The sequence below is a fragment of the Arenibacter sp. P308M17 genome, from assembly GCF_003426735.1.
GTDB lineage: Bacteria > Bacteroidota > Bacteroidia > Flavobacteriales > Flavobacteriaceae > Arenibacter.
Map to the genome: position 1 here is coordinate 187724 of NZ_QVON01000008.1, position 26797 is coordinate 214520.

The following is a 26797-nucleotide window of genomic DNA, read 5'->3' on the forward strand; positions in this document are numbered from 1 at the left end:
TAATACGAACTCTATGGATATTAAAGAAATTCAAAGCTTAATTAAATTTGTAGCCAAATCTGGGGCTAGTGAAGTAAAATTGGAGATGGAAGATATAAAGATCACCATCAGAACCGGGGCAGCCGGTCATACGTCAGAACCAACCTATGTTCAACAAATTCCCATGGGAAGCCATATGCCACAACAGATGGCTACAGCACCTACCGGGGCTCCTTCTGTAGAAGTAGAGGTAAAAAAGGAAGCGGATGAAAATTCTAAATATATTACCATAAAATCGCCTATAATCGGAACTTTTTATAGAAAACCTTCGCCGGACAAACCATCCTTTGTTGAGGTTGGGGATACCATTGGCAAAGGGGATGTGCTTTGCGTTATAGAAGCCATGAAACTATTTAATGACATTGAATCGGAAGTTTCGGGTACCATTGTTAAAGTTCTTGTAGATGATAGTTCACCTGTAGAATTTGATCAGCCTTTATTTTTGGTAGATCCATCATAAGAAGTTTTAAATGCTAAATGTAGGATGACGCTTTTATACGGTCATTTCGAATCATTTAAAATTTAGGAGACACAATTTAAAATTTCAAAAGATGTTTAAAAAAATACTTATTGCAAATAGGGGGGAAATAGCGCTGCGTATTATTAGGACCTGTAAGGAAATGGGTATAAAAACGGTGGCGGTATATTCTAAAGCGGATGAGGAAAGCCTACATGTACGTTTTGCGGACGAAGCCGTTTGCATAGGTCCTGCCCCAAGTAGCGAGTCTTATCTAAAAATACCCAATATTATAGCAGCGGCCGAAATTACCAATGCCGATGCCATACATCCAGGATATGGTTTTCTTTCCGAAAATTCCAAGTTCTCCAGAATATGTGCCGAGCACGAGATAAAATTTATCGGGGCCACAGGCGAACATATAGATAAGATGGGGGATAAGGCCACTGCCAAAGAGACCATGAAAAAGGCCGGGGTACCCTGTGTACCGGGATCAGAGGGTTTATTGAAAGATGTGGAGGATGCCAAAAAAGTGGCCAAAAAAATGGGATATCCGGTGATGATCAAAGCTACTGCGGGAGGTGGCGGTAAGGGGATGCGTGCCGTAATGTCCGAAGATAAGATGGAAGATCTTTTCAACAGTGCGGTAAAGGAAGCCACAGCAGCCTTTGGAAATGGAGGCATGTATATGGAAAAGTTGATAGAGGAACCACGTCATATAGAAATCCAGATAGTAGGCGACCAGTATGGTAAGGCATGTCACCTTTCGGAAAGGGATTGCTCTATTCAACGTCGCCATCAAAAATTAACCGAAGAAACCCCTTCACCCTTCATGACCGATAAGTTGAGGGACGATATGGGGAAAGCGGCTGTAAAAGCAGCGGAATATATAAAATATGAAGGAGCGGGTACCATAGAATTCCTAGTGGACAAACACCGCAATTTCTATTTTATGGAAATGAATACCAGGATACAGGTAGAACACCCCATAACAGAACAGGTAATAGATTATGACCTTATTAGGGAACAAATTTTGGTTGCCGGTGGGGTGCCGATCTCGGGAAAAAATTATCTTCCAAAGCTGCACTCCATTGAATGTAGGATAAATGCCGAAGACCCGTATAACGGATTTAGGCCCTCTCCGGGAAAGATTACCACCTTGCATACCCCTGGGGGGCACGGAATTAGGCTGGATACCCATGTTTACAGCGGATATACTATTCCGCCCAATTATGATTCCATGATTGCAAAGCTTATTACCACGGCCCAAACCAGGGAAGAAGCCATCAATAAAATGAAGCGCGCTTTGGATGAGTTTGTTATAGAAGGGATCAAGACCACCATTCCCTTTCACAGACAGCTTATGGACCACCCGGATTACTTGGCCGGGAATTATACAACCAAGTTTATGGAAGACTTTGTAATGGCACCACAACCAGTGGAATAATCGGATTATTTTAATATTTATTGAAAAAAGCGGAGTAAATTGGTGATGAACCATCAGTTTAATCCGCTTTTTTAGTGCTAAGGATTGTTGGATGATCATTAATAACTTTATTCCAGAATTCTTTATTAAAAACACTTCATAACCCAAAGGACCACTATGAACCTAAGCTATTGGGAATATAAGACCTGGTTGTCCAACATTGACTATACTATAGTGGGCAGTGGAATTGTGGGGTTAAATTGTGCCCTGTATTTAAAAAAACAATATCCCAAGGCAAAAATATTGATTTTGGAAAGAGGCCAACTCCCACAAGGGGCCAGTACCAAAAATGCCGGATTCAGCTGTTTTGGCAGTATTTCAGAGGTTTTGTCCGACCTAAAAAAGCATTCCGAGGAAGAAGTCCTTCAATTGGTACAAAAGCGGTGGGAAGGGATACAATTGCTTAGGGAGACGCTGGGGGATAAACCAATGGATTATCAAAACCACGGGGGGCATGAGGTTTTTCTAAAGGAACAGGAAGACCTATATGGTCAATGTCTTGAGAATTTGGATCAGATAAATTCTTTATTGCACCCGGTGTTCGGGACAGACCCCTTTAAAGTACATCCCAATAGTTTTAATTTTAAAGGGGTTAAGGAAAATTATATAACCAATCCTTTCGAAGGCCAGATAGATACTGGTAAAATGATGCAAACCCTACTGGCCAAGGTGCAGAAAAGCGGGGTAAGTATCCTGAATGCGGTTGGTGTTGATAGCTACCAAGAGAATTTGGATCATGTTATTGTAAAGACCGATCAATTTGAATTTAAGACCAACAAACTGTTCATTGCCACCAATGGCTTTGCCTCCCAATTTATTGGCGAAACGGTAAAACCGGCCCGGGCTCAGGTTTTGATCACCAAACCCATCTACAATCTTTCCATAAAGGGTACTTTTCACATGGATGAAGGCTATTATTATTTTAGGAACATTGATAGCAGAATTTTGTTGGGAGGTGGGAGAAATCTGGATTTTAAGGGAGAGGAAACCAGCACCTTTGGGGAGACCGCTTTGATTCAGGATAAGCTGGAGGAGCTAATGTGGACCCATATTTTACCGAATACCCCATTCGAAATAGACCTAAGATGGAGTGGCATTATGGGGATGGGAAATCAGAAGAAACCTATAATAAAGCAATTGGCCAATAATGTGTATTGCGGTCTAAGATTGGGGGGTATGGGCATTGCCATAGGTAGTTCGGTAGGGAAGGAATTGGCTAATTTGGTGAAGTAGATATATAGTATCAATAGAGCTGAAGTTCTAATAATTTAAAAACAATACATTCCGGATGGAGGCATCGGTAAAACAACAATTAAATGAATTTTGTAAATCATTTGTAGAGAACAGGTTCGTGCGCATTAATAGCAATATCGATTCCCTTCAAGAAGCTTTGACGGCCGAGACCAAAAGTAGTGCAGGGGACAAGCATGAAACCGGAAGGGCGATGATCCAGTTGGAGCGCGAAAAATTGGGCCATCAGCTTGCCGAAGTACAGCTACTTCAGGAGCTGTTTAAAAAGATACCCCTTAAAACGGGTTCTTCAAAAGTGGGATTGGGAAGTGTGGTGTATACAGACATGCAAATTTATTATATGGGGGTCAGTGCCGGGGAATTGAAGATAGATGGAGTGCCCTATTTTGCCATTGCGCCCAATACTCCCATAGGGAAATTGCTTTTGGGAAAAGTTGTGGGTGATATAGTTGTTTTTAACACTAGGAAAATTATAATATTGAAAATAGAGTAATTCTGGTATTTAGCTAGATACGCCCAAATCTTAGTAATAATAATTTGGAATTGAATGGCAGGATAGATCTTGATAGTTTGGAATAGGTAATTAAAAGGGATTAATCCAACTTGGGTTTACCCCTGTTCAATTTTTTAAGGGCAGCCTTTTTTTTGCTTTTTAACCGCTTTTCAATGGCCGATCTGGTGGGTTTGGTCTTTCTTCTTCTTTTTGGTACCACCAAATTGGCTTCTAGGGTTTCGAGGAGTTTTTTAATAGCGAGTTCTTTGTTTTTGTGCTGACTCCGGGTTTCCTCGCACTGCATTAAAAGAACGTTTTCCTTGCTTAATTTGGAGGACAATTTTTTGAGAAGTCGATTTTTTTCCAGGTCGGTCAAGGCCATGGAGTTTTCCAGATCAAAGGTCAGTTCAACTTTGGAGGACACCTTGTTTACATGCTGTCCCCCAGCGCCACTACTGCGTACCGCTTTAAATTTTAGTTCCTGTATAATACCTTCCCTGTTCAATGGTGTGTTACGGTTTAAGACGTTGGCTTATGGTTTCCAGCGCAATATTGAGAAATACCTCTTTACCAGGGGTTAGCGCTTCCTCGGAGTGGAACCTTATTAATTGCTCCACGGACATGGCTTCCACCAAAAAATGACTCCCCATAAAGTAACATTTTTCTACCGTAACCGGGATTCCTTTTTTGTTCGAAACCCTAAATTCATGGGCATATACAATGATTTCTCGTTCCAAATCCCCATACGATTTTATTAGGTTTATGGGGATTAGATTGGCCTCCCCGAACATAGTGGCGGTATACATATTTTTTGGGTGGTTGTACAGTTCCCTTGTACCGGTATTGGCCACTATCGACTTTTCCCTTAGAACAATGATCCTATTGGCATAGGGCAAAATGTCCTGGTGGTCATGGGTAGCGGTGATACAGCTGATACCCTCCTTCCTTGAATAGTCAAAGAGATTTCTTCTCAGTTGATTCTTTCTAAAATTGTCTATATGTCCGAAGGGCTCATCTAATAAAAGTAATTCCGGTTTTTGTGCCAGAACCCTGGCCAGGGCAACCCTTTGTTGTTGCCCTCCGCTTAGGTGCTTTACCTTAGTCCCGGCAAAAGACACCATATCTATCATTTCCAACAACTCCATGGTTCTCGCCTGTAATTCCTCAGGATAGAAAACCGATAGAAATTGACTTACGTTTTCGGCCACAGTGGTGAAAGGCATCAAATCAAAATCCTGGGAAAGATATTTCATGTAGGATTCGCCCGGGACCAGGTTAAAATCTGGACCCATCACCTGTTTTTCTCCCCAAAATAGGGTGCCTTGCTGGGGTTGTAAAAGGCCGTAAATAATTTTGAGCAAAGTACTTTTCCCACAACCGCTTTCCCCTACAATTGAAATATGTTCCCCCCTGTCTACCTTAAAGTTGATATCCGTTAGTACCGGAGTTTTATCATAAGCGAACGAAAGGGAATTGACTTGTAACATGGGCTAAAACTAAATATATACTTTGTGTCCAATCAACCCTACTTTAGCCATCCCAAGTCTTGTTCCTTTTCACCTGGTCTTCGTTAAAAAACAGTTCTGTAGCTACGGTTATGCAACATTTTTTTGCCTTGACCAGATAAAAAATAACAGTGACTTAAACGACACAGTAGCATTGACTAGACACTAGAGGGATAAAAAAAGTCCATCTCTAAAGGAAACGGACTTTAGAACAAAATTATCGATTTTTTTTAAACTATTCCTTTTTTGTACATAACAAAAATAGTTTTTCGTCATCGCGAGGTACGAAGCGATCTATTGCCCATTGGGCAGATTGCTTCACTTTGTTCGCAATGACGCATTTTTTATGTTCTAATCGGTTTTTGTCATGTACTGTTCTATTCCTTAAAGTCTTTTAATACTCCCTTGTTAGGGAGCTCTTTAAAGCCCATATTGAAGAGGGTAAATCCGAAAATATCCACATGCTGCGCAATGGTTTTGCTCACAGGAGTTCCGGCACCATGGCCGGCATTTACTTCTATACGTATTAAAGTGGGGTTGCGCCCTGTCTGCTTATCCTGAAGTTCGGCGGCGAACTTAAAACTGTGCGCCGGCACCACCCTGTCGTCATGATCGCCAGTAGTGATCAAGGTGGCCGGATATTGCACTCCTTCCTGAACATTGTGCACAGGGGAATAGCCCCTGAGGTAATGGAACATTTCCGAATTGTCTTCTGCAGTTCCATAATCATAGGCCCAACCGGCACCGGCGGTAAAGGTATGGTACCGGAGCATATCCAGTACGCCTACGGCGGGCAGGGCTACCTTCATTAAATCCGGCCTTTGGGTCATGGTGGCACCAACCAGGAGTCCACCATTGCTGGCTCCCTTTATGGCCAGATAGTCCGAAGAGGTATATTTTTCGGATATTAAGTATTCGGCGGCGGCTATAAAATCGTCAAAGACATTCTGTTTTTGGGTTTTGGTACCAGCGTCATGCCATTGTTTGCCATATTCCCCACCTCCTCTAAGGTTGGGTACTGCGTAAATGCCACCTTGCTCCAACCACACTGCATTTATAATGCTAAAAGTAGGTGTAAGGCTTATATTAAAACCTCCATAGCCATATAAAATAGTCGGATTTTGACCGTTTAACTGTAAACCCTTTTTATGGGTAACCATCATTGGGATTCTGGTTCCGTCCTTGGAAGTATAAAAGACCTGTGCGGAGACGAAATCTTCCGGAACAAAATCTATTTCCGGTTTCCAATAAACGGTGTACTCCCCTGTTTTTAAATCCAATTTATAAATAGATTCCGGGGTATTGTAATTGGTGAAAGTAAAATAAAGCTCCGTTTCCTTCTTTTTTCCACCAAAGCCACCGGCACTTCCGGGTCCTGGAAGTACTATTTCGCGTATCATTTTGCCGTCGTTGTCATATTGATACACCTTGGAAATGGCGTCTACCATGTATTCAGCAAAGAAATAACCTCCACCGGTACCCACGGAAAGTACGTTTTCTGTTTCTGGAATCAGATCTTTCCAATTTTTGGGAGTAGGATTTTCGGCATCCACGGTCACCACTTTTTTGTTGGGGGCATTTCTATTGGTCAATAGGAATAGTTTGGAACCCACATTGTCTATGACTTGGCTATCACTTTCAGTGGAATCCAATATAGTCATCAATTTACCGTCCGGCTGGGTCAGGTCTTTTATGAATAATTTGTTCCCGGAAGTAGAAACAGCGGCCGAAATAATAAGATATCTGTCGTCTTCGGTGACATGGCCCCCAACATACCTATGTTTTTCCGATGGAATACTGCCAAATACTACTTCATCGCTATCTTGGGGAGTGCCCAGTTGGTGATAGTAAAGTTTATGTTGATCGGTTTTGGCAGATAGTTCGCTTCCTTCAGGTTTGTCATAACTGGAGTAGAAGAAACCTTCGTTCCCCTTCCAGGAAATACCACTAAATTTTATGTCTACCAGCGTATCCTCAACGATCGACCTATTTTCGGCATTGATTACGATTACTTTTCGCCAATCGCTTCCACCTTCGGATATGGCATAGGCTGCAATGGAGCCATCCCTAGAAAAATTTATACCGGCCAACGAAGTGGTGGCGTCATCCGAAAACGAATTGGGATCCAAAAATACTTCCGCCTGTGTTTCATCCCCTTTTTTACGGTACAGTACATTCTGATTTTGCAAGCCATCGTTCTTAAAAAAATAGGTATATTCTCCTTCTTTGAACGGAGACCCTAACTTTTCAAAATCCCACAATTGTTCCAAACGTTTTTTTAGCTCTTTTCTATATGGAATTTTCTCCAAGTATTTAAAGGTTGTCTCATTTTGTTGCTTTACCCAATTTTCGGTTTCTGGGCTTCGGTCATCTTCCAACCAACGGAACGGATCTTGTATTTTTATTCCGAAATAAGTGTCTACGGAATCAACTTTTTTTGTGTTTGGATAATTCAAAATTAGGGTATCTTTTTTTTTGGGGGTCTCACAGGCCAACATTAGTATGGTGGCCAGGGGGATAAATATTAATTGTTTCATTCCTCTATAATCTTAAACCAAAATTAGCATAAAAAAAACCTTTGCAAATGGAGCTTACAAAGGTTTTAACATCTTTTTCTGCCTTATTATCGGCTTATAAATTAGAAAGTGTGGTCTATACCAATTGGTTTTGTACCAAATATTCGGCAATTTGCACTGCATTGGTAGCTGCTCCCTTCCTTAAATTGTCCGCAACGATCCACATGTTCAAGGTGTTGGGCTGTGTTTCGTCCCTTCTAATGCGTCCTACAAATACATCGTCCTTACCGTGGGCATATATCGGCATAGGGTAGGTATTGGTATCCGTATTGTCCTGTACAACGATTCCTGGGGTTTCGCTCAACAACCTTCTAACCTCTGAAAGATCAAAATCATTTTCAAATTCCACATTTACGGACTCGGAATGCCCTCCGGATGTAGGGATACGAACCGCTGTTGCCGTTACCGAGAAGGAATTGTCGCCGAATATTTTTTGAGGCTCTTTGGCCAATTTCATTTCTTCTTTGGTATATCCATTTTCCAAGAATACATCGCAATGGGGCAATGCATTTTTTCCTATGGGATAAGGATATGCCATTTCTCCCTGTATTCCTGCAATTTCGTTTTCCAACTGCTGAACGGCTTTTACCCCTGTTCCGGAAACCGATTGGTAGGTGGAGACGACCACCCTTTTCATTTTGTATTTCCTATGCAGGGAAGATAGGGCCAATACCATCTGTATGGTGGAACAGTTGGGGTTGGCTATAATCTTGTCCTCTTTGGTCAGCTCCGAGGCGTTTATTTCGGGAACCACCAATTTTTTGGTAGGGTCCATACGCCAAGCCGAAGAATTGTCTATGACCGTAGTGCCAACAGCAGCAAATTTTGGTGCCCATTCCAGGGAAGTATCCCCTCCGGCCGAAAAAATGGCAATGTCCGGTTTGGCGGCAACCGCAGTTTCCAATCCGATCAGGGTATATTCCCTGCCTTGGAAACTCAATTTTTTGCCTACAGATCTTTCCGAGGCCACTACCAATAATTCGGTTACAGGAAAGTTACGTTCTGCCAATACTTTTAGCATTACCTCCCCTACCATTCCCGTTGCACCAACTACAGCTACTTTCATTATGATCAATTTAAAATTTCAGTTGGCAAATGTACTGATTATAGGGTACTAAACAATACATACAATAGAATATATTAAAAATATAACAAATTGTTACAAAAATAACATTATTATAAAAAAGAACCGTCAACTTGGATAGCGCATCCTAGCTGACGGTTTTTGTTGGTTAGTTGGTAGTGTAGCGGTGTGGTACTTTGCTTTTAAAACAAAGTACATTATGTTTTAAAAAATTATTTCTTTAACAAATCCCTGATCTGGGTCAAAAGCTCTTCTTGACTTGGACCTTTTGGGGTTTCGGGAGCTGCTTCCTTCGGTTTTTTAGTTTTGTTGTACGCTTTAACTATAACGAACAAAACAAACCCAACAATAATTAAGTTAATGAGAGTATTTATCCACGCCCCATAACGGATGGCACTGGCAGGTTTTTCCACCGTTCCGTCTGCGGCTACAATTGCCTCTGAAAGCACGATCTGCATATCGGAGAAATCCACTCCACCGGTAAAATATCCCACAATCGGCATCATGATATCGTTGACAAATCCACTGACGACCAAGCCTGCAGCGCCGGCCATTAAAACGGCGACCGCCAAATCAATGACATTGCCGGTCATAATAAAATTCTTAAATTCTTTAAGCATAATTAGTGTTTTATTGGGTTAATACAACTGCAATTTAATTCAAATAGACATCTTAACAAAACGTTAAATTAAAAAGAATAACGGATTTATCCTTTAAATAGAGGTAATGGCTTGGGGCCAATTATTCTTTTAAAATTTTAACCTAAACAATTCTCCAAAGCCCTTACGAGCCTTTCGGATGGGCCTGCCTTTGCCCGTAGGCAGGGTTGGAACTGCCTTTTCGGGCAGTTCCGGGTGAGGTTGAATAAAAAATTTCTTGAAATTTTTTATTCAATATATTTTCTTTTAACCCGTTGCGAAATTCCGGTGAGCAGCTCATAGGTAATGGTCTTGGCGGAAGAGGCAAGAACTTCGGCACTATGTTCCTTGCCAAAAACAATGACCTCGTCACCTTCCTTACAATCAATTCCTGTGATATCTACCATAATCATATCCATACAAACATTGCCAATAATCGGGGCCGGATTTCCGTGTATGTATACCTGCCCAATACGGTTACTATATTGTCGGCCAATGCCGTCCGCATGGCCCAAAGGCAGTGTTGCGGTTACCTTATCGGTATTGGAAATAAAGGCCCTGTTATAACCCACGCTTTCACGGGGCGCTATCTTGTGGATCTGTGATATAATTGTTTTAAGGGTGGCGACAGGAATTAATCTTTCATCTTCTGCGGCTTCGTTGCCATAGCCATAAAGACCAATGCCGCTTCTTACCATATCATACTGTGCCTTTGGATAATTGATTATTCCAGAGGTATTCAATATATGCCTATTGGGGAGGTATTTTAATTTGGAGATGATATCCAAACTTATTTTTTCGAATTGCCCGATCTGCGAAATCGTAAAATCCTTTTCGTTCATATCCTCTGAAGCGGCCAAATGAGAAAATAGGGAGCTTATTTTTATAGCATCTACCCCTTCCAGGGATGCTACAATAAAATCCAAATCCCTTTCCCCAAACCCCAACCGGTTGAGACCGGTGTTGAATTTTAAATGAACGGGGTAATCTTTTTGTCCCCGTTCTTTGGCCATTTTTATAAAGGAGGTTAAAATAGTGGGCGAATATAGGCTGGGCTCCAGGTATTTTTCTATCATCTTGGCAAAACTTACCTCTTGGGGGTGCAGTATCAAGACGGGCAATTCAATACCTGCATCCCTTAAGGCCACCCCTTCCGAAGTATAGGCCACTGCCAAATAATCCGCACCTAGGGATTCCAATTTCTTGGCAATGGCAATGGAATCGCTTCCATAGGCGAAAGCTTTTACTACTCCAAGAAATTTGGTTTTGGGATCAATTTTGGATCTTAAATAATGATAATTGTGTTCCAGCGCCCCAAGGTCTATTTCCAGAACGGTTTCTCCAACCTTAGTCATTCCATTTTTTTTGGGGAGGTAATACCTCCTCGGATGTAACTTCTATAGCGTTTACTTTTTCTTTTAACATAGCTTTGTAGTATGCGGCCCTACTTAGGGGTTCATATTCTTCCGTTTCTCCCAGAAAGACCAATTTATTGTTGTTGGCCTTTCTAAAACTATAATTGGCAAGGTTGCCTGTTCGGGTACAAACCGCATGAACTTTTGTGACGTATTCGGCTGTGGCCATCAAAGCCGGCATTGGCCCAAAAGGATTGCCCTTGAAATCCATGTCCAATCCTGCCACCACCACTCGGATACCCTTGTTGGCCAGATCATTGCATACGGTAACAATTTCGTCATCGAAGAATTGGGCCTCATCGATTCCTACCACATCACAGTCATCCGCCAAAAGCCGAATATTGGCAGCTGCCGGAACAGGTGTAGACCTAATTTCATTGGCATCGTGGGAGACTACCATTTCCTCGTGGTATCTTTTATCTACCATAGGCTTGAAAATTTCTACTTTTTGCTTGGCAAATTTGGCTCTTTTCAACCTTCGGATCAGTTCCTCGGTCTTGCCAGAGAACATGGAACCGCAGATTACTTCGATCCAACCGAATTGTTCCTTAGGGTTAACAGTATTTTCGAGAAACATTTTGTAATTTTAGACGAAAGTAATTTGTTTTCCGTTTTTTATTTAGGAGGCATAAAATTATTAAAAAAATAATCCTTCCGGTGATAATGTTGGTAAAAGTTGGTAATCTTTTACTGGTTCTTGAACAACCCATTTATTACCTGCAAGGAAATGCTATATTGGTGCTGCAATTGGGCTCCTAACTAATTTAAAAATATAAACGTATGAAAAAGAGACTAAAGGAGGAATTGAGAAAATTATCGACCGAAATAATAACTTCGAGAAATTTAAACGATTACTCGGCCCTATATAAAACGGCCAGGGAATTATATGAAAAGTTGGCAGTTCTTAAATATATTGAGGAAAAATTGAATGAGGTGGAGATAGATGTTTCCAAAAATGCCATTGCCTCAAAATTTGAATCTATGGCCAACTCCGTGCTGAACGCCAATTCTTCGGTACCGGAAAGCAATCCTCATGAAGAGGATATAATTATCCCAGGTATAGATACGATAAAGGATATGGTGTCCGAGATGCCTGGGGCCACCACCATAGACGAGGTTTTATCACAGTTTACCAACAAACCGGATCTTATCAAAAACGACAAGGATCTATTTATGCCCAAGGAAGTGAAAACGGTAAAAGCCGTCGGTACGGCCCAATCGATAGAAAATAGTACAAAAAAGGTATTGAAAGTAGATTTAAACGATCGGTTGGCTTTTGTAAAGCATCTGTTCAACAATAATATGGAAGATTACAACCGGGTGTTGTCCCAATTAAGTACCATAGATAGTGAAGAAAGGTCTATTTCATTTATTACGAACATGGTAAAACCGGATTATAATAATTGGGAAGGAAAGGACGATTACGAACAAAGATTTATGAATGTAATTGCCCGCAAATTTGCCTAAGGAGACTTAATGGAAAGTATTGAAAATAATCCTTTTTGTTTTTATTAATTTTGCCACTTTCCAACTGCCATGGTACAAATAGCCGGTGTTTAATAAAATAGATGGGGAAACTATATATAGTACCTACTCCTATTGGTAACTTAGAGGATATAACTTTGCGCGCTATACGGGTGTTAAAGGAGGTAGACCTTATTTTAGCGGAAGATACCCGTACCAGTGGAAAATTATTACAGCATTACAACATTGATACGCCCATGCAAAGTCACCATATGCACAACGAGCATAGAACGGTGGAAGGGGTGGTAAGGCGCTTGCAATCCGGGGAGAATGTGGCACTGATTTCCGATGCAGGAACCCCGGCCATTTCCGATCCCGGGTTTTTGCTTACCCGTGCCTGTGTAGAAAATAATTTAGAAGTAGACTGCCTACCCGGGGCTACCGCTTTTGTACCTGCTTTGGTAAATAGCGGTCTGCCAAATGATAAATTTGTTTTCGAGGGCTTCCTGCCAGTGAAAAAGGGGAGACAAACCAGATTGACCTTATTGGCGGAAGAGACCAGAACCATTATATTTTACGAATCGCCCCATAAATTGATCAAGACCTTGACCCATTTTCAAACCTATTTTGGTCCGGATAGATTGGTTTCCGTTTCGCGGGAGTTGTCCAAAATGTATGAGGAGACTATAAGGGGTACGGTACAGGAGGTCTTGCAACATTACACGGACAACCCCCCCAAGGGAGAGATCGTTATTGTAGTGGCGGGAAATAAATAGTTGGCAGTTGCAGTTTAGAGTCGGCAAAAATGGATTTCACTGCATACAGATTAGCGCTTACAGCTAATTTATCATCCCCGTCCTTGCCAAGGAATTTAATTCCGTTCCGGCAGGTATTTCATTTCATAGTTTGGTTCATCCATGGACTTTCGGATCAAGAACAATTCTTGTGTTTTTTTTAGAAGGAACAATGGAGTGGAACTTATGATCTAATTATTCTTTCATTTTACTCAATTGGTTTCTATTGTTTTTTAACGGTTTTCGTGAATCTTCGATTTCTTTGCTTGTCCAAAGAAACCGACGCAGGAGGTTCATGAGTACCTTATTATAAAATAGACAGGCAATGAATAAAACGAAACAAAAGAAAAGACCCTTCTTCACTAGGTGGTCCCTAAAATCTCGGGATTTTAAGGACCGATGCCATGGCCTAAATTATTTCCAAGGCTTCAATAATTCTTTACGGCCATGACATCTCCACTACGGAAGAAGATAGACCCAACCTCGGGCCATGAAGGCAATTTTCAAAAGGAATATCATAACGGCCAAGGGTTGACGGATCCAAGGATAGGCCTATTTTCAATTTACTCAAGTGGTTATTATTGCCTGCCTGTTCGGCAGACAGGTTTTTTATAGGTTTTCGTGAATCTTCGATTTTGTCTTAAATCAAGTGGTTTCCACATTGGGCAATGGAAGGCGTCCAAAGAGCATTTCACCCAAGTGAAAGCGGTCTGGACGGTGCGGCTGTGGAAAGTGCGTGGATTTAAAGAAATTTAAAATCAGGCTAGCGTTTTTTGGGCGATGCAAAAAATGAACAGAAGATGATTTTGGGCTGGCAAATTCTATCTTTTTCCAATTCACACACAACTTTTGAGATTGATCCGGACTTTCTCATCAGAATGGTACTCCAAAAAGTATTTCATCCTATAATTGGGGCGTTTATCTAAAACCTTTTTTAGGCCACTGCTTTTAATTTACTTTTGGGGGACCATAGCATAAGTAGGTTAAGTTCATGGTAAGATTTGGGGAAAAAAGGCGGAGCTCAGCTCCGCCTTTTTTATTGCTGAAAATCAGTATTTTAACCTAGTTTTAGCTTTTTTTAACGATAATTGTGGACCAATATCAAAAAATAGCGTAGATAAAAAGGCATAATTATTTTTGTTATTTCTCACAATACCAGTATTTTAGTATCGCCATAGCATAAGTAGGTTAAGTTTATGGTAAGATTTGGGACGAAAAGGGTGGAGGCTACTCCGCCCTTTTCTATTTTTTGGACACAAAAAAGTCCGCACGTCAAAAATTTTTGACGAGCGGACTTTAGTAACTCAAGATGGGTTTTTGCTAAATCCATGGACTGCTTTTAAAAAGCATCCGAAAATAATCCCTAGTGCCAATGGAAGCCTTTGCTTATTGGTTAAGGATTTCCCAAGTCCTAGTTAAAAGTAACCCTTATTTGTTTGCCTTGAACGAAGCAGCTACCTTATCCCAATTAACTACATTAAAAAATGCGTTGATGTAGTCTGGTCTTCTATTCTGATAATTTAGGTAATAGGCATGCTCCCATACGTCCAAGCCCAAAATTGGGAAACCGTCACATCCTGTTCCGGGCATAATTGGATTGTCCTGGTTTGGAGTGGAGCATATTTCCAGTTTTCCTCCTTTATGCACACATAACCAAGCCCAACCAGAACCGAATCTTGTTGCTGCCGCTTTAGAAAAAGCATCCTTAAAGGATTCGAAAGAACCAAAAGCCGATTTAATGGCATCGGCAAGCTCCCCAGAAGGTGCTCCACCTCCATTTGGAGACATTATCTCCCAAAACAAAGAGTGGTTAAAGAACCCTCCTCCATTGTTTCTTACTGCGCCATTGGACATGTCCAGATTGGTCAGAATATCCAGAATGGATTTCTTGGCCAAATCCGTTCCTTCAATAGCGTTATTTAAATTGGTAGTATACCCATTGTGATGCTTGGTGTGGTGTATTTCCATGGTCCTGGCATCAATATGTGGTTCCAAAGCGTCATACGCATAAGGTAATTTAGGTAATTCAAAAGCCATAATGTTTATGTTTTTTATGTTAAAAAATGTTGTTTCCCAAAATTACGGTTTTATGATATAAATTCAACTAATTATTTGTTAAGAACTCTTTAATATTGCTTATTTTGCAGCTAAAATACCGTGCAGGACGCCCCTTACAAAATATATAATGCCTCTGCTGGGTCTGGCAAGACCTATACACTTGCAAAAGAGTATTTAAAAATTATCCTTTCTTCGGATTTTAATAAGAACTATCGCAGTATTCTGGCCATTACGTTTACCAACAAAGCGGTAAACGAAATGAAGCAACGAATTTTGGGCAGTTTATTTGCCTTTGGTAAAATATCCGATGAAACTAATGTTCCTTCCATGTTGGCAGATATATCCCAAGAATTGGGAATCGATACAAAAACGCTGCGAAATAGATCCAAAAAAGTGCTGAAGGAAATTTTGCACAATTATGCATTTTTTGATGTTTCCACTATTGATAAATTTACCCATAGGCTTATAAGGACCTTTGCAAAGGATCTAAAATTGCCCCAAAATTTTGAGGTGGTATTGGACACCAAATTACTACTGGATGAGGCTATTGCCAAACTGATCAATAAGGCGGGTGCCGATAAGCAATTGACCAAGGTATTGATAGACTTTGCCCTGGAAAAAATTGACGGCGACAAAAGTTGGGACATCTCTTTGGATCTACAAAAGATCGGGATTTTATTGTTCAATGAGAATCAGGCACCCCATCTTAAAAAGCTGGAGGACAAGGGTATCGATGATTTTTTGGATTTGAAGAAGGAATTGCTGCTTCAAATACAGTCCCATGAAACAAAGATAGTGGCCTTGGCAACCGAAATCCTTGCCATAATTGAGGAAAGCCAATTGGAATTCAATAATTTTAAATCCGGCTACTTTCCAAAGTTTATTGCCAAAATTGCTTCCGGAGATCTAAGTATGGATTTCAATGCCGGCTGGAAACAAAATTTTGAAACCGAGTCCTTGTACACCAAGTCCTGCCCCGAAGGAATTAAAGGTACCTTGGACGGACTACACCCTAGGTTTATAGATCTGTTCAATGGGATAAAGGAACACCATAGTGCATTGTCCTTGGTTAGGAACGGGTACAGCAATATAGTGCCCCTTACCGTTCTCAGTGCCATACAACATGAAATAAAGACCTTGGAACGGGAACGGGATCTTTTGCCCATCTCCTCTTTCAATAGTATTATTTCCAAAGAAATAAAAGATCAGCCGGCACCTTTTATTTATGAACGTATCGGGGAAAAGTACCGCCATTATTTTGTGGATGAATTTCAGGACACTTCCGAAATGCAATGGAACAACCTAATACCTCTTATAGGGAATGCCTTGGAGAGCCAGGACGATCAGGGAAATATAGGTTCCCTGCTTTTGGTAGGCGATGCCAAACAGGCTATATATCGTTGGCGGGGGGGCAAGGCGGAACAGTTCCTGAACCTTATCGATCTTAAGGAAAATCCGTTTGTGTTTCAACCATACACGGCAAATCTTCCTGCAAATTACAGGAGCCATGAGGAGGTTATAAAATTTAACAACGATTTTTTTACGGTTACTAGTCCCTTTTTGGCGAATACGGTATACAATAAGTTGTTTGTGGAAGGCAATAGTCAAAACTACAACAATAAAAAAGGGGGCTTGGTGCAACTTTCCTTTATCGATGCCGAGGAATCCCATGAGGAAGACGGGGAATACTGTAATTTGGTAATGGAAATCTTGGAAGAGGTTTTACAAAAGAAGTATTCCCTAAAGGATATTTGTATCCTTACCCGTAAGAAGAAACATGGTATCCTGTTGGCAGATTTTCTAATGCATAACAATATCCCCATCATCTCATCGGAAACATTGTTGCTGAATAGTAACCCCAAGGTAAGGTTCCTGGTTAATTTATTGCATTATAGCTTTCAGCCTAGGGAAATGGAAAGGTGTTATGAAATACTGAGCTTCCTTTCTGGAAATCTTGAAAATAGGCATCCATTTATACATGGCAATATGAATAAAGTTTCCCGGCTACTAATGGAGAACTACGGCTTTGATGTGGATGTTATTGGACAATCTTCGGTTTATGATGGCCTGGAGTATGCCATAAAAAAGTTCGGAATGGCAGACACCTCGGATGCCTATATCACCTATTTCTTGGATGTGGTTTTGGAGGTGGAACAAAAGGAAGGGGCGAACACTCAGGCATTTTTGGCCTACTGGGATAAGAAAAAGGAGAGTTTAAGCATTACTGCACCGGAGAATGTGGATGCCGTTCAAATAATGACCGTACATAAATCCAAGGGATTGGAGTTTCCTATTGTAATCTTCCCCTATGCCAATACCTATATATATGAAGAAAGGGATGCCAAACTATGGCTGCCGGTAAATCCTATTTCCTTCAAGGGATTTGAGGAAATTTTAATCAACAAGAAACAGGAAGTGGTAGGTTATGGCCCTCTTGCTGAAGAAATTTATAACACCGAACAATATAAATTGGAATTGGATGCCTTTAATCTGTTGTACGTAGCCTTGACCAGGGCCGTTAAGGGACTCTATGTTATTTCCAAAAAAGATCTTACCCTAAAGGGAGAGCACAAGCCCAATTACTACTCCGGATTATTCATTCACTATTTAAAGGAAAGGCAGCTTTGGGAAGAGACCAAGAACTGTTATGGATTCGGGAATCTTGAAATGCAGGTGGGTCCCTTCCAGCAAGGGGGGCAACAGGAAAAGATAACCCATTTGTATACGTATAAATCGCGACCAGGATTTAGGATACTGACCAAAGCGGGCGCCCTTTGGGACACGCAGAGGGGAACCGCGCTCAGCAAGGGAAATCTGCTCCATTATGTGATGGGGCTAATTGAGACCGATGAAGATATTGATAACGCCATTGACCAGCTTGTTAGAAACGGCGATATTTCGCAGGGCGATTTCCTAGGGATGAAGAAAAGGATAAAAGCCATTGCCGACCATCCTAAATTATCCGTCCACTTTCAAAAGGGAAACCTAATAAAGAACGAACAGGACATCCTTACCAAAAATGGAAAAGTACTTCGGCCGGACAGGTTGGTCATTAAGGATAAAAGGGCAACCATTATTGATTATAAGACTGGGAAAAGGAATCCGGCCTACCATGAGCAAATCTATTCCTATGCAGATGCCTTGGAAGCAATGGGATATGAAATTGAAAACAAAATCATTGTCTATATCAATGAGGATATCACACCAGATTTTATCTAGATATTATTAAGTTCTTCATCTTCAAAGCACAAAACCAAGATTAGGGGAGGCCATATTTTGTCTTTTCGTAGGTATTGGGTACGAAAAAACCTTCGGCCGGAAACATAATTCTTAATTCCCGCCCGTACCGTATCGGGCGGGTTCGCTTAAATTTGACAACTAAAGATGAGTTCCGTGCAAGAAGTGGCCTACAAGGCCTTATAGGTAACGTCTTTTTGGGTCTAGGTGGTGCAATAACTAGTTTTTCAAGGAGGGGAATGTCACCAAATATCGTTCAAATGCGTCTTTTTTGCTATGAAATACGTTAAAAAAATTGAAAGAATGATTTTGTTAATAATTTTTAACAACTTACATTTGCAGCTAATAAACACTTAAACTTAAAAAATTGAACATGAAACATCTTAGCAAATTATTGGTTGTTGCCTTACTTATTGTAGGTTTTAACAACGTACAAGCGCAAGACGAGAATAATCCATGGCAAGTAAGTTTCGGAGCTAACGCAATAGACGTTTACCCTACCGAAGATTACAGCACTTTTGGGAATGAATTCTTTAATGCAACAGATCACTGGAACATACTTCCATCTATTTCCTATGTTGGAGTTTCCAAGTACGTAGGTAGCGGCTTCTCAATTGGGGCAAGAGGTTCATTGAACCGTATTGACAAATTAGGGGATACCAGCGTTGACGATTTGTCGCACTATGCAGTTGATGGTACAATAAAATATAATTTCTTACAAAATACAGTAATCGACCCATTCATCGAAATTGGTGGTGGTTATACTTGGATAGACGAAATTGGTGCCGGTACCGTAAATGGTGGTGTTGGTCTTAATATTTGGTTTACCGAGAACATTGGTCTTACATTACAGTCTAGCTACAAGCATGCTTTTGAAGACTATTTGGCCAAACATTTCCAACATATGGCCGGTATTGCCATCAAATTTGGTGGAACCGACACAGATGGTGATGGAATCTACGACAAGGATGATGCCTGTCCCGAGGTTGCCGGTTTGGAGATCTTCAACGGATGTCCAGATGCTGACGGTGATGGTATCGAAGATAGCAAAGATGCTTGTCCTAACGAAGCTGGTTCCAAAGAAATGAACGGATGTCCAGATGCTGACGGTGACGGTGTTGCCGATAAGGATGATGCTTGTCCCAACGAGGCTGGTCTTGCTGCTTTGAACGGATGTCCAGATGCTGACGGTGACGGTGTTGCCGATAAGGATGACGATTGTCCTAACGAAGCTGGTCCTTCCGCCAACAAAGGATGTCCTTACCAAGATAAAGATGGTGACGGTGTATTGGATAAGGATGATATGTGTCCAGATGTTGCCGGAACTGTAGCTAACCAAGGTTGTCCTGAAGTTACTGAAGAAGTTCAGAAGCAATTGAACGAATACGCTAGAACAATCTTGTTCGATACTGGTAAATCTTCCATCAAAGCTGAGTCTACCTCTGTAATGGTCGATATTATCACTATCCTTAAAGAGTATCCTACTGCTAAATTTACCGTAGAAGGTCATACTGACAGTGTAGGTAGTAACTCCTTGAACCAAAAATTATCCGAGTCAAGAGCACTATCCGTTAAAACTTTCTTAGTAGAAAAAGGTATTGAAGAGTTTAGGTTATCTGCCGTAGGTTACGGTGAGGATAAGCCTATCGCTACCAACAATACAGCTAGTGGTAGAACTCAAAACAGAAGGGTTGAAATTAACTTGGTAAAGTAATTTCCAATTCGTTTTAAATCTATAATTAAGAGCCCCGCAATCGCGGGGCTTTTTTTTGTCCCTGTTTTAAATGAGCTTGGATAAATTTCAAAAATGTATTCCTTGGCCGTAAATAATTGTATTTTTCAAGGGTATGCCCTCGTTCAGTTTTTTATAATTAAATTACCCCTATAATTGCGGGCAGCCATATTGCTAAAGGGGCCCCTCTAAAAACGGGAAATCTCTTGGCAGAGGCGGAAATGGTGGGGCTTTTGTAGAAGTGGTTTAGACTTTTTGGATTGAAGCGAAAATTGATGGGTTTGGATCCATATGAAGGCTTTTTTGAGCTGTATAGCTGGGCTACGGAGCGTATAAAAATAACCCATAGGGTTATTTTAGCGAACGGGCCGGTTGGCGAAAGGACGAAAAACGGCTATTTTTTAGCCAATTCGAAAAAGTTTAAATCACTTCAATAACAATTGCTAGATAGTCTGCCCATGAACTTAATATAAAACAGAATCAGTTGAAAAGTTTTCTCCAACAGGTAGTTGATGATCTATTAGAGGCCCATAACTCCCTGGACGACCTCATCTTAATACTGCCCAGTAAAAGGGCGGGAACAATTTTAAGGACAACATTGGCCAATACCGCCGATAAAACCATTTTTTCACCAAAAATATACAGTATTGAAAGCTTTGTAGAGCAAATATCCAAGCTGCAGACAGCTTCCAATATGGAACAACTTTTTATACTTTATGAAGCGTATGCGTCCATGGAGTATGGAGAAAAGGATAACTTTTACACATTCTCCAAATGGGGACAGACCTTGTTGCAGGATTTTAATGAAATAGATAGATACCTAATAGATACTAAAGACATATTTTCCTATCTGGCCAATATTCAAGAAATAAACCATTGGTCTCTACAGAAAGAAAAATCTGAGATAATATCGAATTATATTAAATTCTGGAATAATCTAGAACCGCTCTACAACACTTTCAACAATTTGCTAACAGCCAAAAACTTAGGACATCAGGGGCTAATTTATCGTACGGCCTGTGAACGGTTGAAGGATTATTTGGACTTTAACAAGAGCAAGACGCACATATTCATTGGTTTTAATGCCTTAAATACGGCCGAATCATACATTATTCAGGAGATACTTGCCAAAACCAAAGCGGACATTTTTTGGGATGGGGACACCTATTTTGTAGAGGACCCCATTCATGACGCAGGGTACTTTTTAAGACAACATTTAAATACATGGCCCTGGCTAAAAGGGAAATCCCTAAAGGGAGTGGAAAGCAACTATTTATCCCATAAGAATATTAAAATAATAGGCGTCCCAAAAAACGTTTCCCAAGCAAAGTACGTAGGAAACCTTTTATTACAACTAAATAAGGAGGACAATACTATCCTTAGGAATACGGCAATAGTTTTGGGCGATGAAACTTTGTTGAACCCACTTTTAAATTCTATCCCTTCCGAGTTGGATGCGGTGAACATTACAATGGGGTATCCATTAAAGAATACTCCCTTGGCCAGTTTATTTTCGCAATATTTTTCCATACATATAAGAAAGGATTCCCAAGGCTGGTATTTTCAGGAGGTGTTGGACTTTTTATCACATCCTTACATTCAGCTTTTATGTACCGAGGACCAACAAAATAAGGCCACTCGGATAAGTGAGGCTATCAGGACAAAGAATTGGGCATTTATAAGCTCGGACAATTTAAGGTCTTTAGGGGAAGGAAGCGAAGATTTGCTATGTTTGCTTTTTTTTAACGAGGAGGTCTCGGCAACCACTTTTTTAAGTAAATGTCATCAAATTATTCAAATTCTTAGGGAAAGGTTTGCCCTGTCCAAGGATGCCCTGGGATTGGAGTACTTATATAAGTTTTACTCCCTGTTCAATCAGCTTCAGGATAAGGTGGAACAATATTCATTTGCCAATGACCTTAAATCTTTGGAAAGCCTTTATTTGGAAATTATAAGGAACGAAACCTTGGATTTTCAAGGAGAACCCTTGGAAGGATTGCAAATAATGGGAATGCTGGAAAGTAGGGTGCTCGATTTTGAAACCTTAATTCTTACTTCCGTTAACGAGGGAATACTCCCTTCCGGGAAGTCCAATAATTCCTTTATCCCCTTCGATCTTAAAAAATACTACAAACTCCCTACCTATAAGGAAAAGGATGCCATTTATACCTATCATTTTTATCGGTTATTGCAAAGGGCAAAAAACGTATACTTGTTGTACAATACCGAACCGGATGTTCTAGAGGGAGGGGAGAAGAGTAGGTTGCTGACCCAAATGCTAACGGATGAAAATAAATTACCGGATATCGACGAGATCATAGCGGCACCAGATATTAGTCCTTCCATTAAGGTGGTACAGACCATAGCCAAGGATGCTGGACTTATGGAAATGATCAGGGCACATGCCTCAAAGGGATTTTCCCCTACTTCCCTGAGCAACTATATTAGGAATCCAATAGATTTTTACAAGAGAAACCTTTTGGGGATAGACGATATCCTGGAGGTGGAGGAAACCGTTGCCAACAATACCTTTGGAACCATTGTACACGATACTTTGGAGGATCTCTATAAGCCGTATTTAAATACCTTTTTGGAGGAGTCCGTGCTTCAGGAAATGAAAAGGCAAGTAAGGCCCCTTGTTATAGGCCACTTCGCAAAAAGCTTTGCCGATGGCGATATTTCCCGGGGAAAAAACCTCATTGCATATAATGTGGTGGTGAGGTATCTGGAAAATTTTATAAATCTGGAATTGGCAGAAGTGGGGCAACATCAAATAAAGATATTAGGGATTGAAGAAAAACTTCACATGGACATTCATGTTCCTGGGTTGGATTTTCCTGTAGTCCTAAAAGGGAAATTGGATCGGATCGATGAAAAAGATGGGGTCATCAGAATAATCGACTATAAAACAGGAAGTGTAACCAGTTCCCAAGTAGAAATTGTAGACTGGGAAGATGTGATTAGGGACTACAACTACAGCAAAGCCTTTCAATTATTGTGTTATGCCCTTATGTATGACCACATAAAACCGATAGCTTCCTTGGAAGCGGGAATAATTTCATTTAAAAATTTAGGCTCCGGGCTCCTGAAATATGGCCTAAAGGAAAAAAAGGGCAGTAGAATCAAGGATAATTCCATTACCCAGGAGACTATTGCCCATTTTATGGGATCAATCAAGACTTTAATTTATGAAATAGGCGATCCCCAAGTACCCTTTATTGAAAAGGTGGTATAGCCTTATTTTTTATCGGGTCGTGTAGGTCTTACCTCAATCTTGCTGGGCAAGGTCCTTGGGTTCATATTCAGGAGGTCTAGGACCAACTCTCCAATATCTTCAGGTTGTATTTTCCAGGCATCCTCTTTGGAAGGTTCATGACCATTAAAATTAGTGGCAACAGACCCTGGCATTATGGTAGACACTTTAATGTCATACGGTCTTAGGTCCAACATGGCAGCCTGGGTAAAACCTACTACCCCAAACTTGGTGGCATTATAGCCCGCCCCATTTGCAAAGAAATTGGTTCCGGCCAAACTTGCCACAGTAATATAATACCCCTTGGATTTCTTAAGGGCATCTACCGAAGCTTTTAGAGAATGAAACACTCCGTTTAGGTTGGTGTTTACCATCTCATGCCATAGCGTATCGGATATTTGATCTATGGGGGCAAAATGTCCAACTCCTGCATTGGCTACCATCACATCCAATTTTCCCCACTTGTCCAAAATCTTTTTGACCGCCGCTTGTTCGTCCTCAAGTTTTGAAACATCCGAGACAACGGCAAGCACCATGTTTTCAGGGCCAAGTTCTTTGGCCGCTTTTTGGGCATTCTCCAATAGCCTGCTACTAATGGCCACTTTCATTCCCGCTTTCAATAATGTGGATGCTATACCAAATCCTATTCCCTTGGAGCCACCACTAATATAGGCTACTTTATTTTTTAGATTATTCATGCTTTTTAGTTTTTAGTGAAATTATAATTATAAGGGCAGAAAATAAAGAAGTAGACGTTATAGTTTTCTTAAACCCCAATATTAAAGGCCTTTTAGAGAAACCTTTATATAATTTAGCATATATGTCGCAAAATACATGCTAACTGATCTGTATCATTTTGAAGGACAATTTTCAGCTGTATTTTAGTATTGATAGGAATCTATAATAATCCTAACTTCATGAAAGCTATAGCAAAAATGGGCAATCTAATTTCTAATAATGATAAGACGATGATTCTTCGTAATCTTAGTCGCATTATGGATATTAGGGTAATAGACCTTGAGGTCGACACAGGAAGACTTATTTTTCTATACTATAGCCCAATAGCTTTGGAACAGGTTAAACAAGAACTTTGGAGAATTGGTTATCCCATCAGGTACATTAAATTCCTTTCCCCCTTAAGTCCCAATTTGCAAGGGGATGGTGGTGGTGAAACCGCCTTTGCCTAATTATTCCTTATTTATTTTTAAAAGCAAAACTGAATGTCTAAAAGTTTGAGAATTATGTATTCCTTTATGCTTTGCACCTTAAACGGATGTGCCGGAACATCATCCCAAACCTTTCCATTTTAGTATTAATATTGTAATGCCTAAATTTAATTTTGTATGAAATCCAAAACACAATTGTTCCTTGATATGTGGGAAGAGGCTAGAACTCGGTTCACCAACCAATTATCCAATATAACGCAGGGAGATCTAAGCAAGAAATTATTGCCGGCACCCAACAGTATAGGCTTTCTTATTAGGCATATTGGCGATGTGGAATTACTTTTTGCCAAGAACGTTTTTGGTGTACGGGAGGTAAAGGTAATTGCAAAAACGGTCATTGCGCAAAAGGATACAGGGGAGTGGACCAATCTTGCCGAACTATTGGAATATGTAGAGTATTCTTATCAAACACTTAGGTCCGTAATAGAAAAACAACAAGAAGAAGATTGGGAGGCTACGGTTACCACCAAAGAATTCGGTACCAGGACAAAGGCGGAGGCATTTGGAAGAATTGTATCGCACACCATACACCATTCCGGGCAAATGGTCATCATAAAAAAGTATGGGGCTTAACGATCAATGGATCTTTTCTACCACTCTTTTTAATTTCTGGCCTACTTCATCCGCAATATTCATTAAATCCAAATTAATTACCGCTTGCATGGACGCCATAGGGTTTACAGCAGCAATTTCCACAAGACCGGGTTCCTTTTCCATTACTATTACATTGCAGGGCAACATGGTGCCAATTTTATCTTCGGCCTGTAAGGCCTTATGTGCAAAGGGGGCGTTGCAGGCACCCAAAACCATATAATTATAGAAATCTACACCCAATTTCTTCTTTAGGGTAGCTTTCATATCTATTTCCGTCAGAACTCCAAAGCCCTCTTCCTGCAGTGCCAATTTAGTTTTTTCAATGGCTTTGTCGAAAGATATATTTCCTATTGTTTTATTAAAATAGTATTCCATATAAAATTATTAATGTGTTTTTAGTTTCTTACAAGGGAAGCCATATTGCCATGTTGCCTTTTCGGTTCTTTATCCTTTGCTCTGGCCCTCAACCATTGAGGTCGGGGGTTCTAATAATTCAAAGAATTGATCCAGTTTGGGTAAAATAATAATTTCTGTCCTGCGGTTAATTGCTCGGCCTTCTGCGATTGTATTGGCTGCCTTGGGAAGGTATTCGGATCTTCCCCCAGCGGTCATTCTTATGGGTAGAACGGCAAATTTAGTTTGCATTAACCTAACAATTGAGGTTGCTCTTTTTACACTTAAATCCCAGTTATCCGTAATACAGTCCGTAGAAATGGGGACATTATCGGTATGTCCCTCTACTAAAATATCCAGTTCCTTATGGTCATTGATGATCTTGGCAATTTTACCAATGACTTCTTCTGCCCTATTGCTTATGTTGTAACTTCCAGAACGGAAAAGCATCTTGTCCGAAATAGAGACATAGACCACTCCCTTTTTCACTTCAATGTTTATGTCCTCGTCCTCAAAATTGTCCAAGGATCGTTTTAGGTTCATGACCAATACTAGATTTATAGAGTCTTTCCGCTGTATGGAGCTGGTAAGGTCCTTTATATATTTATTCTGCTCGTTTAGGGCTTCCAAAGATTTTTTAATACTTTCCGCTCCCGATTTACTTACTACGGACAAATCGGAAAGTCGGGCCAAAAGATCCGTATTGGTACTTTTGAAGTATTCCATTTGTTGCTCCAAGGATTTCGATCTGTTTTTCTCATTGGCCAATCCTACTTCCAGTAAATTAATTTGGTTCTTACTGCTATTCAATTCATTTTCACAATTTACCGCGCGGCCCTGCATAGCGGTATATTTTTTTTGGCCTACACAGGAAGTAAGAAGTGTAAGCACCAATATATAAAGATAATGTGTCCTCATGCTACAATGTTTATTATATTATATTAGTTGCTCCATAAAGAAAGGCATAATTAGGAAGGTGCCCAATGATAAATATCATGAAGGGCGGCACCTTTAAATTTTTGGATATGGGTATCCCTTCTACACCTACTCGAGCTACTTTTTTTGATTTATATTATTTTGGTTGATCTCATAACTGACAATG

The 26797-nt window shown here is 40.5% G+C and carries 22 protein-coding genes; 11 read left to right on the forward strand and 11 right to left on the reverse strand.

From position 1 onward, the window contains the following. The first annotated feature begins 13 nt into the window (after positions 1-13). The 4 genes from accB to D0S24_RS17965 all read left to right on the forward strand — a co-directional run bounded on the left by accB (position 14) and on the right by D0S24_RS17965 (position 3726). Positions 14-499 (forward strand): acetyl-CoA carboxylase biotin carboxyl carrier protein, encoded by a 486-nt coding sequence (accB, locus tag D0S24_RS17950; RefSeq protein ID WP_117021201.1) that lies wholly within the window; start codon positions 14-16, stop codon positions 497-499. A 91-nt stretch (positions 500-590) separates the two neighbouring features. Continuing rightward, positions 591-1943, forward strand: coding sequence for an acetyl-CoA carboxylase biotin carboxylase subunit (gene accC, locus D0S24_RS17955; protein WP_117021202.1), 1353 nt, complete (start codon positions 591-593; stop codon positions 1941-1943). 156 nt (positions 1944-2099) lie between these two features. After that, a complete protein-coding gene (locus D0S24_RS17960; protein ID WP_117021203.1) occupies positions 2100-3215 on the forward strand; it encodes an FAD-binding oxidoreductase in 1116 nt (371 codons plus the stop codon). A gap of 55 nt (positions 3216-3270) precedes the next feature. Beyond that, a complete protein-coding gene (locus D0S24_RS17965) occupies positions 3271-3726 on the forward strand; it encodes a 3-oxoacyl-ACP synthase (protein ID WP_117021204.1) in 456 nt (151 codons plus the stop codon). A 100-nt stretch (positions 3727-3826) separates the two neighbouring features. On the opposite strand, the gene arfB is transcribed toward D0S24_RS17965, so the two are convergent. The 7 genes from arfB to D0S24_RS18000 form a co-directional block, all read right to left on the reverse strand. Continuing rightward, the gene (gene arfB / locus D0S24_RS17970; RefSeq protein WP_117021205.1) at positions 3827-4231 is read right to left on the reverse strand and encodes an alternative ribosome rescue aminoacyl-tRNA hydrolase ArfB; all 405 of its coding nucleotides are present in this window, start codon (positions 4229-4231) and stop codon (positions 3827-3829) included. Positions 4232-4238: 7 nt separating this feature from the next. Beyond that, positions 4239-5213 carry an ABC transporter ATP-binding protein gene (locus D0S24_RS17975; protein WP_117021206.1) on the reverse strand — a complete coding sequence of 325 codons (975 nt, stop codon included), beginning with the start codon at positions 5211-5213 and terminating at the stop codon, positions 4239-4241. 395 nt (positions 5214-5608) lie between these two features. Further along, the gene (locus D0S24_RS17980; RefSeq protein WP_117021207.1) at positions 5609-7768 is read right to left on the reverse strand and encodes a prolyl oligopeptidase family protein; all 2160 of its coding nucleotides are present in this window, start codon (positions 7766-7768) and stop codon (positions 5609-5611) included. A 115-nt stretch (positions 7769-7883) separates the two neighbouring features. Further along, on the reverse strand, positions 7884-8873 hold the full coding sequence (locus D0S24_RS17985) for an aspartate-semialdehyde dehydrogenase (RefSeq protein ID WP_117021208.1): 990 nt from the start codon (positions 8871-8873) through the stop codon (positions 7884-7886). A 230-nt stretch (positions 8874-9103) separates the two neighbouring features. Next, positions 9104-9511 (reverse strand): large conductance mechanosensitive channel protein MscL, encoded by a 408-nt coding sequence (mscL, locus tag D0S24_RS17990; protein ID WP_117021209.1) that lies wholly within the window; start codon positions 9509-9511, stop codon positions 9104-9106. Between the two features lie 266 nt (positions 9512-9777). Beyond that, a complete protein-coding gene (alr, locus tag D0S24_RS17995; RefSeq protein WP_117021210.1) occupies positions 9778-10884 on the reverse strand; it encodes an alanine racemase in 1107 nt (368 codons plus the stop codon). Beyond that, complete coding sequence (locus tag D0S24_RS18000) at positions 10877-11521, reverse strand: thymidine kinase (protein WP_117021211.1); 645 nt, start codon at positions 11519-11521, stop codon at positions 10877-10879. Before D0S24_RS18000 ends, alr begins: the two co-directional genes overlap by 8 nt. A 203-nt stretch (positions 11522-11724) precedes the next feature. Between D0S24_RS18000 and D0S24_RS18005 the strand changes: the two genes are divergently transcribed. Continuing rightward, positions 11725-12411, forward strand: coding sequence for a hypothetical protein (locus tag D0S24_RS18005; protein WP_117021212.1), 687 nt, complete (start codon positions 11725-11727; stop codon positions 12409-12411). Between the two features lie 101 nt (positions 12412-12512). Then, on the forward strand, positions 12513-13184 hold the full coding sequence (rsmI, locus tag D0S24_RS18010; protein WP_117021213.1) for a 16S rRNA (cytidine(1402)-2'-O)-methyltransferase: 672 nt from the start codon (positions 12513-12515) through the stop codon (positions 13182-13184). 1446 nt (positions 13185-14630) lie between these two features. Here the strand turns inward: rsmI and D0S24_RS18015 are convergent. Then, on the reverse strand, positions 14631-15239 hold the full coding sequence (locus D0S24_RS18015) for a superoxide dismutase (RefSeq protein WP_117021214.1): 609 nt from the start codon (positions 15237-15239) through the stop codon (positions 14631-14633). 120 nt (positions 15240-15359) lie between these two features. On the opposite strand from D0S24_RS18015, the gene D0S24_RS18020 reads away from it, so the two are divergent. The 3 genes from D0S24_RS18020 to D0S24_RS18030 all read left to right on the forward strand — a co-directional run bounded on the left by D0S24_RS18020 (position 15360) and on the right by D0S24_RS18030 (position 23464). Continuing rightward, positions 15360-18479: an exodeoxyribonuclease V subunit beta gene (locus D0S24_RS18020; RefSeq protein ID WP_117021215.1), complete on the forward strand. Its 3120-nt coding sequence runs from the start codon at positions 15360-15362 to the stop codon at positions 18477-18479. A gap of 391 nt (positions 18480-18870) precedes the next feature. After that, complete coding sequence (locus tag D0S24_RS18025; RefSeq protein ID WP_117021216.1) at positions 18871-20211, forward strand: OmpA family protein; 1341 nt, start codon at positions 18871-18873, stop codon at positions 20209-20211. Between the two features lie 502 nt (positions 20212-20713). Further along, positions 20714-23464: a PD-(D/E)XK nuclease family protein gene (locus D0S24_RS18030; protein ID WP_117021217.1), complete on the forward strand. Its 2751-nt coding sequence runs from the start codon at positions 20714-20716 to the stop codon at positions 23462-23464. Positions 23465-23466: 2 nt separating this feature from the next. On the opposite strand, the gene D0S24_RS18035 is transcribed toward D0S24_RS18030, so the two are convergent. After that, a complete protein-coding gene (locus tag D0S24_RS18035) occupies positions 23467-24180 on the reverse strand; it encodes an SDR family oxidoreductase (RefSeq protein WP_117021218.1) in 714 nt (237 codons plus the stop codon). 219 nt (positions 24181-24399) lie between these two features. Here D0S24_RS18035 and D0S24_RS18040 point away from each other — a divergent pair, with 219 nt between their 5' ends. Together D0S24_RS18040 and D0S24_RS18045 are read left to right on the forward strand one after the other, a co-directional pair. Then, complete coding sequence (locus tag D0S24_RS18040) at positions 24400-24669, forward strand: hypothetical protein (RefSeq protein ID WP_117021219.1); 270 nt, start codon at positions 24400-24402, stop codon at positions 24667-24669. Positions 24670-24825: 156 nt separating this feature from the next. Continuing rightward, positions 24826-25281 (forward strand): DinB family protein, encoded by a 456-nt coding sequence (locus D0S24_RS18045; protein ID WP_117021220.1) that lies wholly within the window; start codon positions 24826-24828, stop codon positions 25279-25281. A gap of 3 nt (positions 25282-25284) precedes the next feature. Here D0S24_RS18045 and D0S24_RS18050 read toward each other — a convergent pair whose 3' ends face one another. Then, entirely contained in the window at positions 25285-25677 is a 393-nt protein-coding gene (locus D0S24_RS18050; RefSeq protein ID WP_117021221.1) for a DUF302 domain-containing protein, read from the reverse strand. Between the two features lie 69 nt (positions 25678-25746). Further along, complete coding sequence (locus D0S24_RS18055) at positions 25747-26613, reverse strand: OmpA family protein (RefSeq protein WP_117021222.1); 867 nt, start codon at positions 26611-26613, stop codon at positions 25747-25749. Positions 26614-26797: the final 184 nt, after the last annotated feature.

What these genes read in the sequence shown, in the direction of transcription:
- accB (WP_117021201.1), top strand. Translation starts at nt 14, where the DNA reads ATGGATATTAAAGAAATTCAAAGCTTAATTAAATTTGTAGCCAAATCT.
- accC (WP_117021202.1), top strand. Translation starts at nt 591, where the DNA reads ATGTTTAAAAAAATACTTATTGCAAATAGGGGGGAAATAGCGCTGCGT.
- D0S24_RS17960 (WP_117021203.1), top strand. Translation starts at nt 2,100, where the DNA reads ATGAACCTAAGCTATTGGGAATATAAGACCTGGTTGTCCAACATTGAC.
- D0S24_RS17965 (WP_117021204.1), top strand. Translation starts at nt 3,271, where the DNA reads ATGGAGGCATCGGTAAAACAACAATTAAATGAATTTTGTAAATCATTT.
- D0S24_RS17975 (WP_117021206.1), bottom strand. Translation starts at nt 5,213, where the DNA reads ATGTTACAAGTCAATTCCCTTTCGTTCGCTTATGATAAAACTCCGGTA.
- D0S24_RS17980 (WP_117021207.1), bottom strand. Translation starts at nt 7,768, where the DNA reads ATGAAACAATTAATATTTATCCCCCTGGCCACCATACTAATGTTGGCC.
- D0S24_RS17985 (WP_117021208.1), bottom strand. Translation starts at nt 8,873, where the DNA reads ATGAAAGTAGCTGTAGTTGGTGCAACGGGAATGGTAGGGGAGGTAATG.
- mscL (WP_117021209.1), bottom strand. Translation starts at nt 9,511, where the DNA reads ATGCTTAAAGAATTTAAGAATTTTATTATGACCGGCAATGTCATTGAT.
- alr (WP_117021210.1), bottom strand. Translation starts at nt 10,884, where the DNA reads ATGACTAAGGTTGGAGAAACCGTTCTGGAAATAGACCTTGGGGCGCTG.
- D0S24_RS18000 (WP_117021211.1), bottom strand. Translation starts at nt 11,521, where the DNA reads ATGTTTCTCGAAAATACTGTTAACCCTAAGGAACAATTCGGTTGGATC.
- D0S24_RS18005 (WP_117021212.1), top strand. Translation starts at nt 11,725, where the DNA reads ATGAAAAAGAGACTAAAGGAGGAATTGAGAAAATTATCGACCGAAATA.
- rsmI (WP_117021213.1), top strand. Translation starts at nt 12,513, where the DNA reads ATGGGGAAACTATATATAGTACCTACTCCTATTGGTAACTTAGAGGAT.
- D0S24_RS18015 (WP_117021214.1), bottom strand. Translation starts at nt 15,239, where the DNA reads ATGGCTTTTGAATTACCTAAATTACCTTATGCGTATGACGCTTTGGAA.
- D0S24_RS18025 (WP_117021216.1), top strand. Translation starts at nt 18,871, where the DNA reads ATGAAACATCTTAGCAAATTATTGGTTGTTGCCTTACTTATTGTAGGT.
- D0S24_RS18035 (WP_117021218.1), bottom strand. Translation starts at nt 24,180, where the DNA reads ATGAATAATCTAAAAAATAAAGTAGCCTATATTAGTGGTGGCTCCAAG.
- D0S24_RS18040 (WP_117021219.1), top strand. Translation starts at nt 24,400, where the DNA reads ATGAAAGCTATAGCAAAAATGGGCAATCTAATTTCTAATAATGATAAG.
- D0S24_RS18045 (WP_117021220.1), top strand. Translation starts at nt 24,826, where the DNA reads ATGAAATCCAAAACACAATTGTTCCTTGATATGTGGGAAGAGGCTAGA.
- D0S24_RS18050 (WP_117021221.1), bottom strand. Translation starts at nt 25,677, where the DNA reads ATGGAATACTATTTTAATAAAACAATAGGAAATATATCTTTCGACAAA.
- D0S24_RS18055 (WP_117021222.1), bottom strand. Translation starts at nt 26,613, where the DNA reads ATGAGGACACATTATCTTTATATATTGGTGCTTACACTTCTTACTTCC.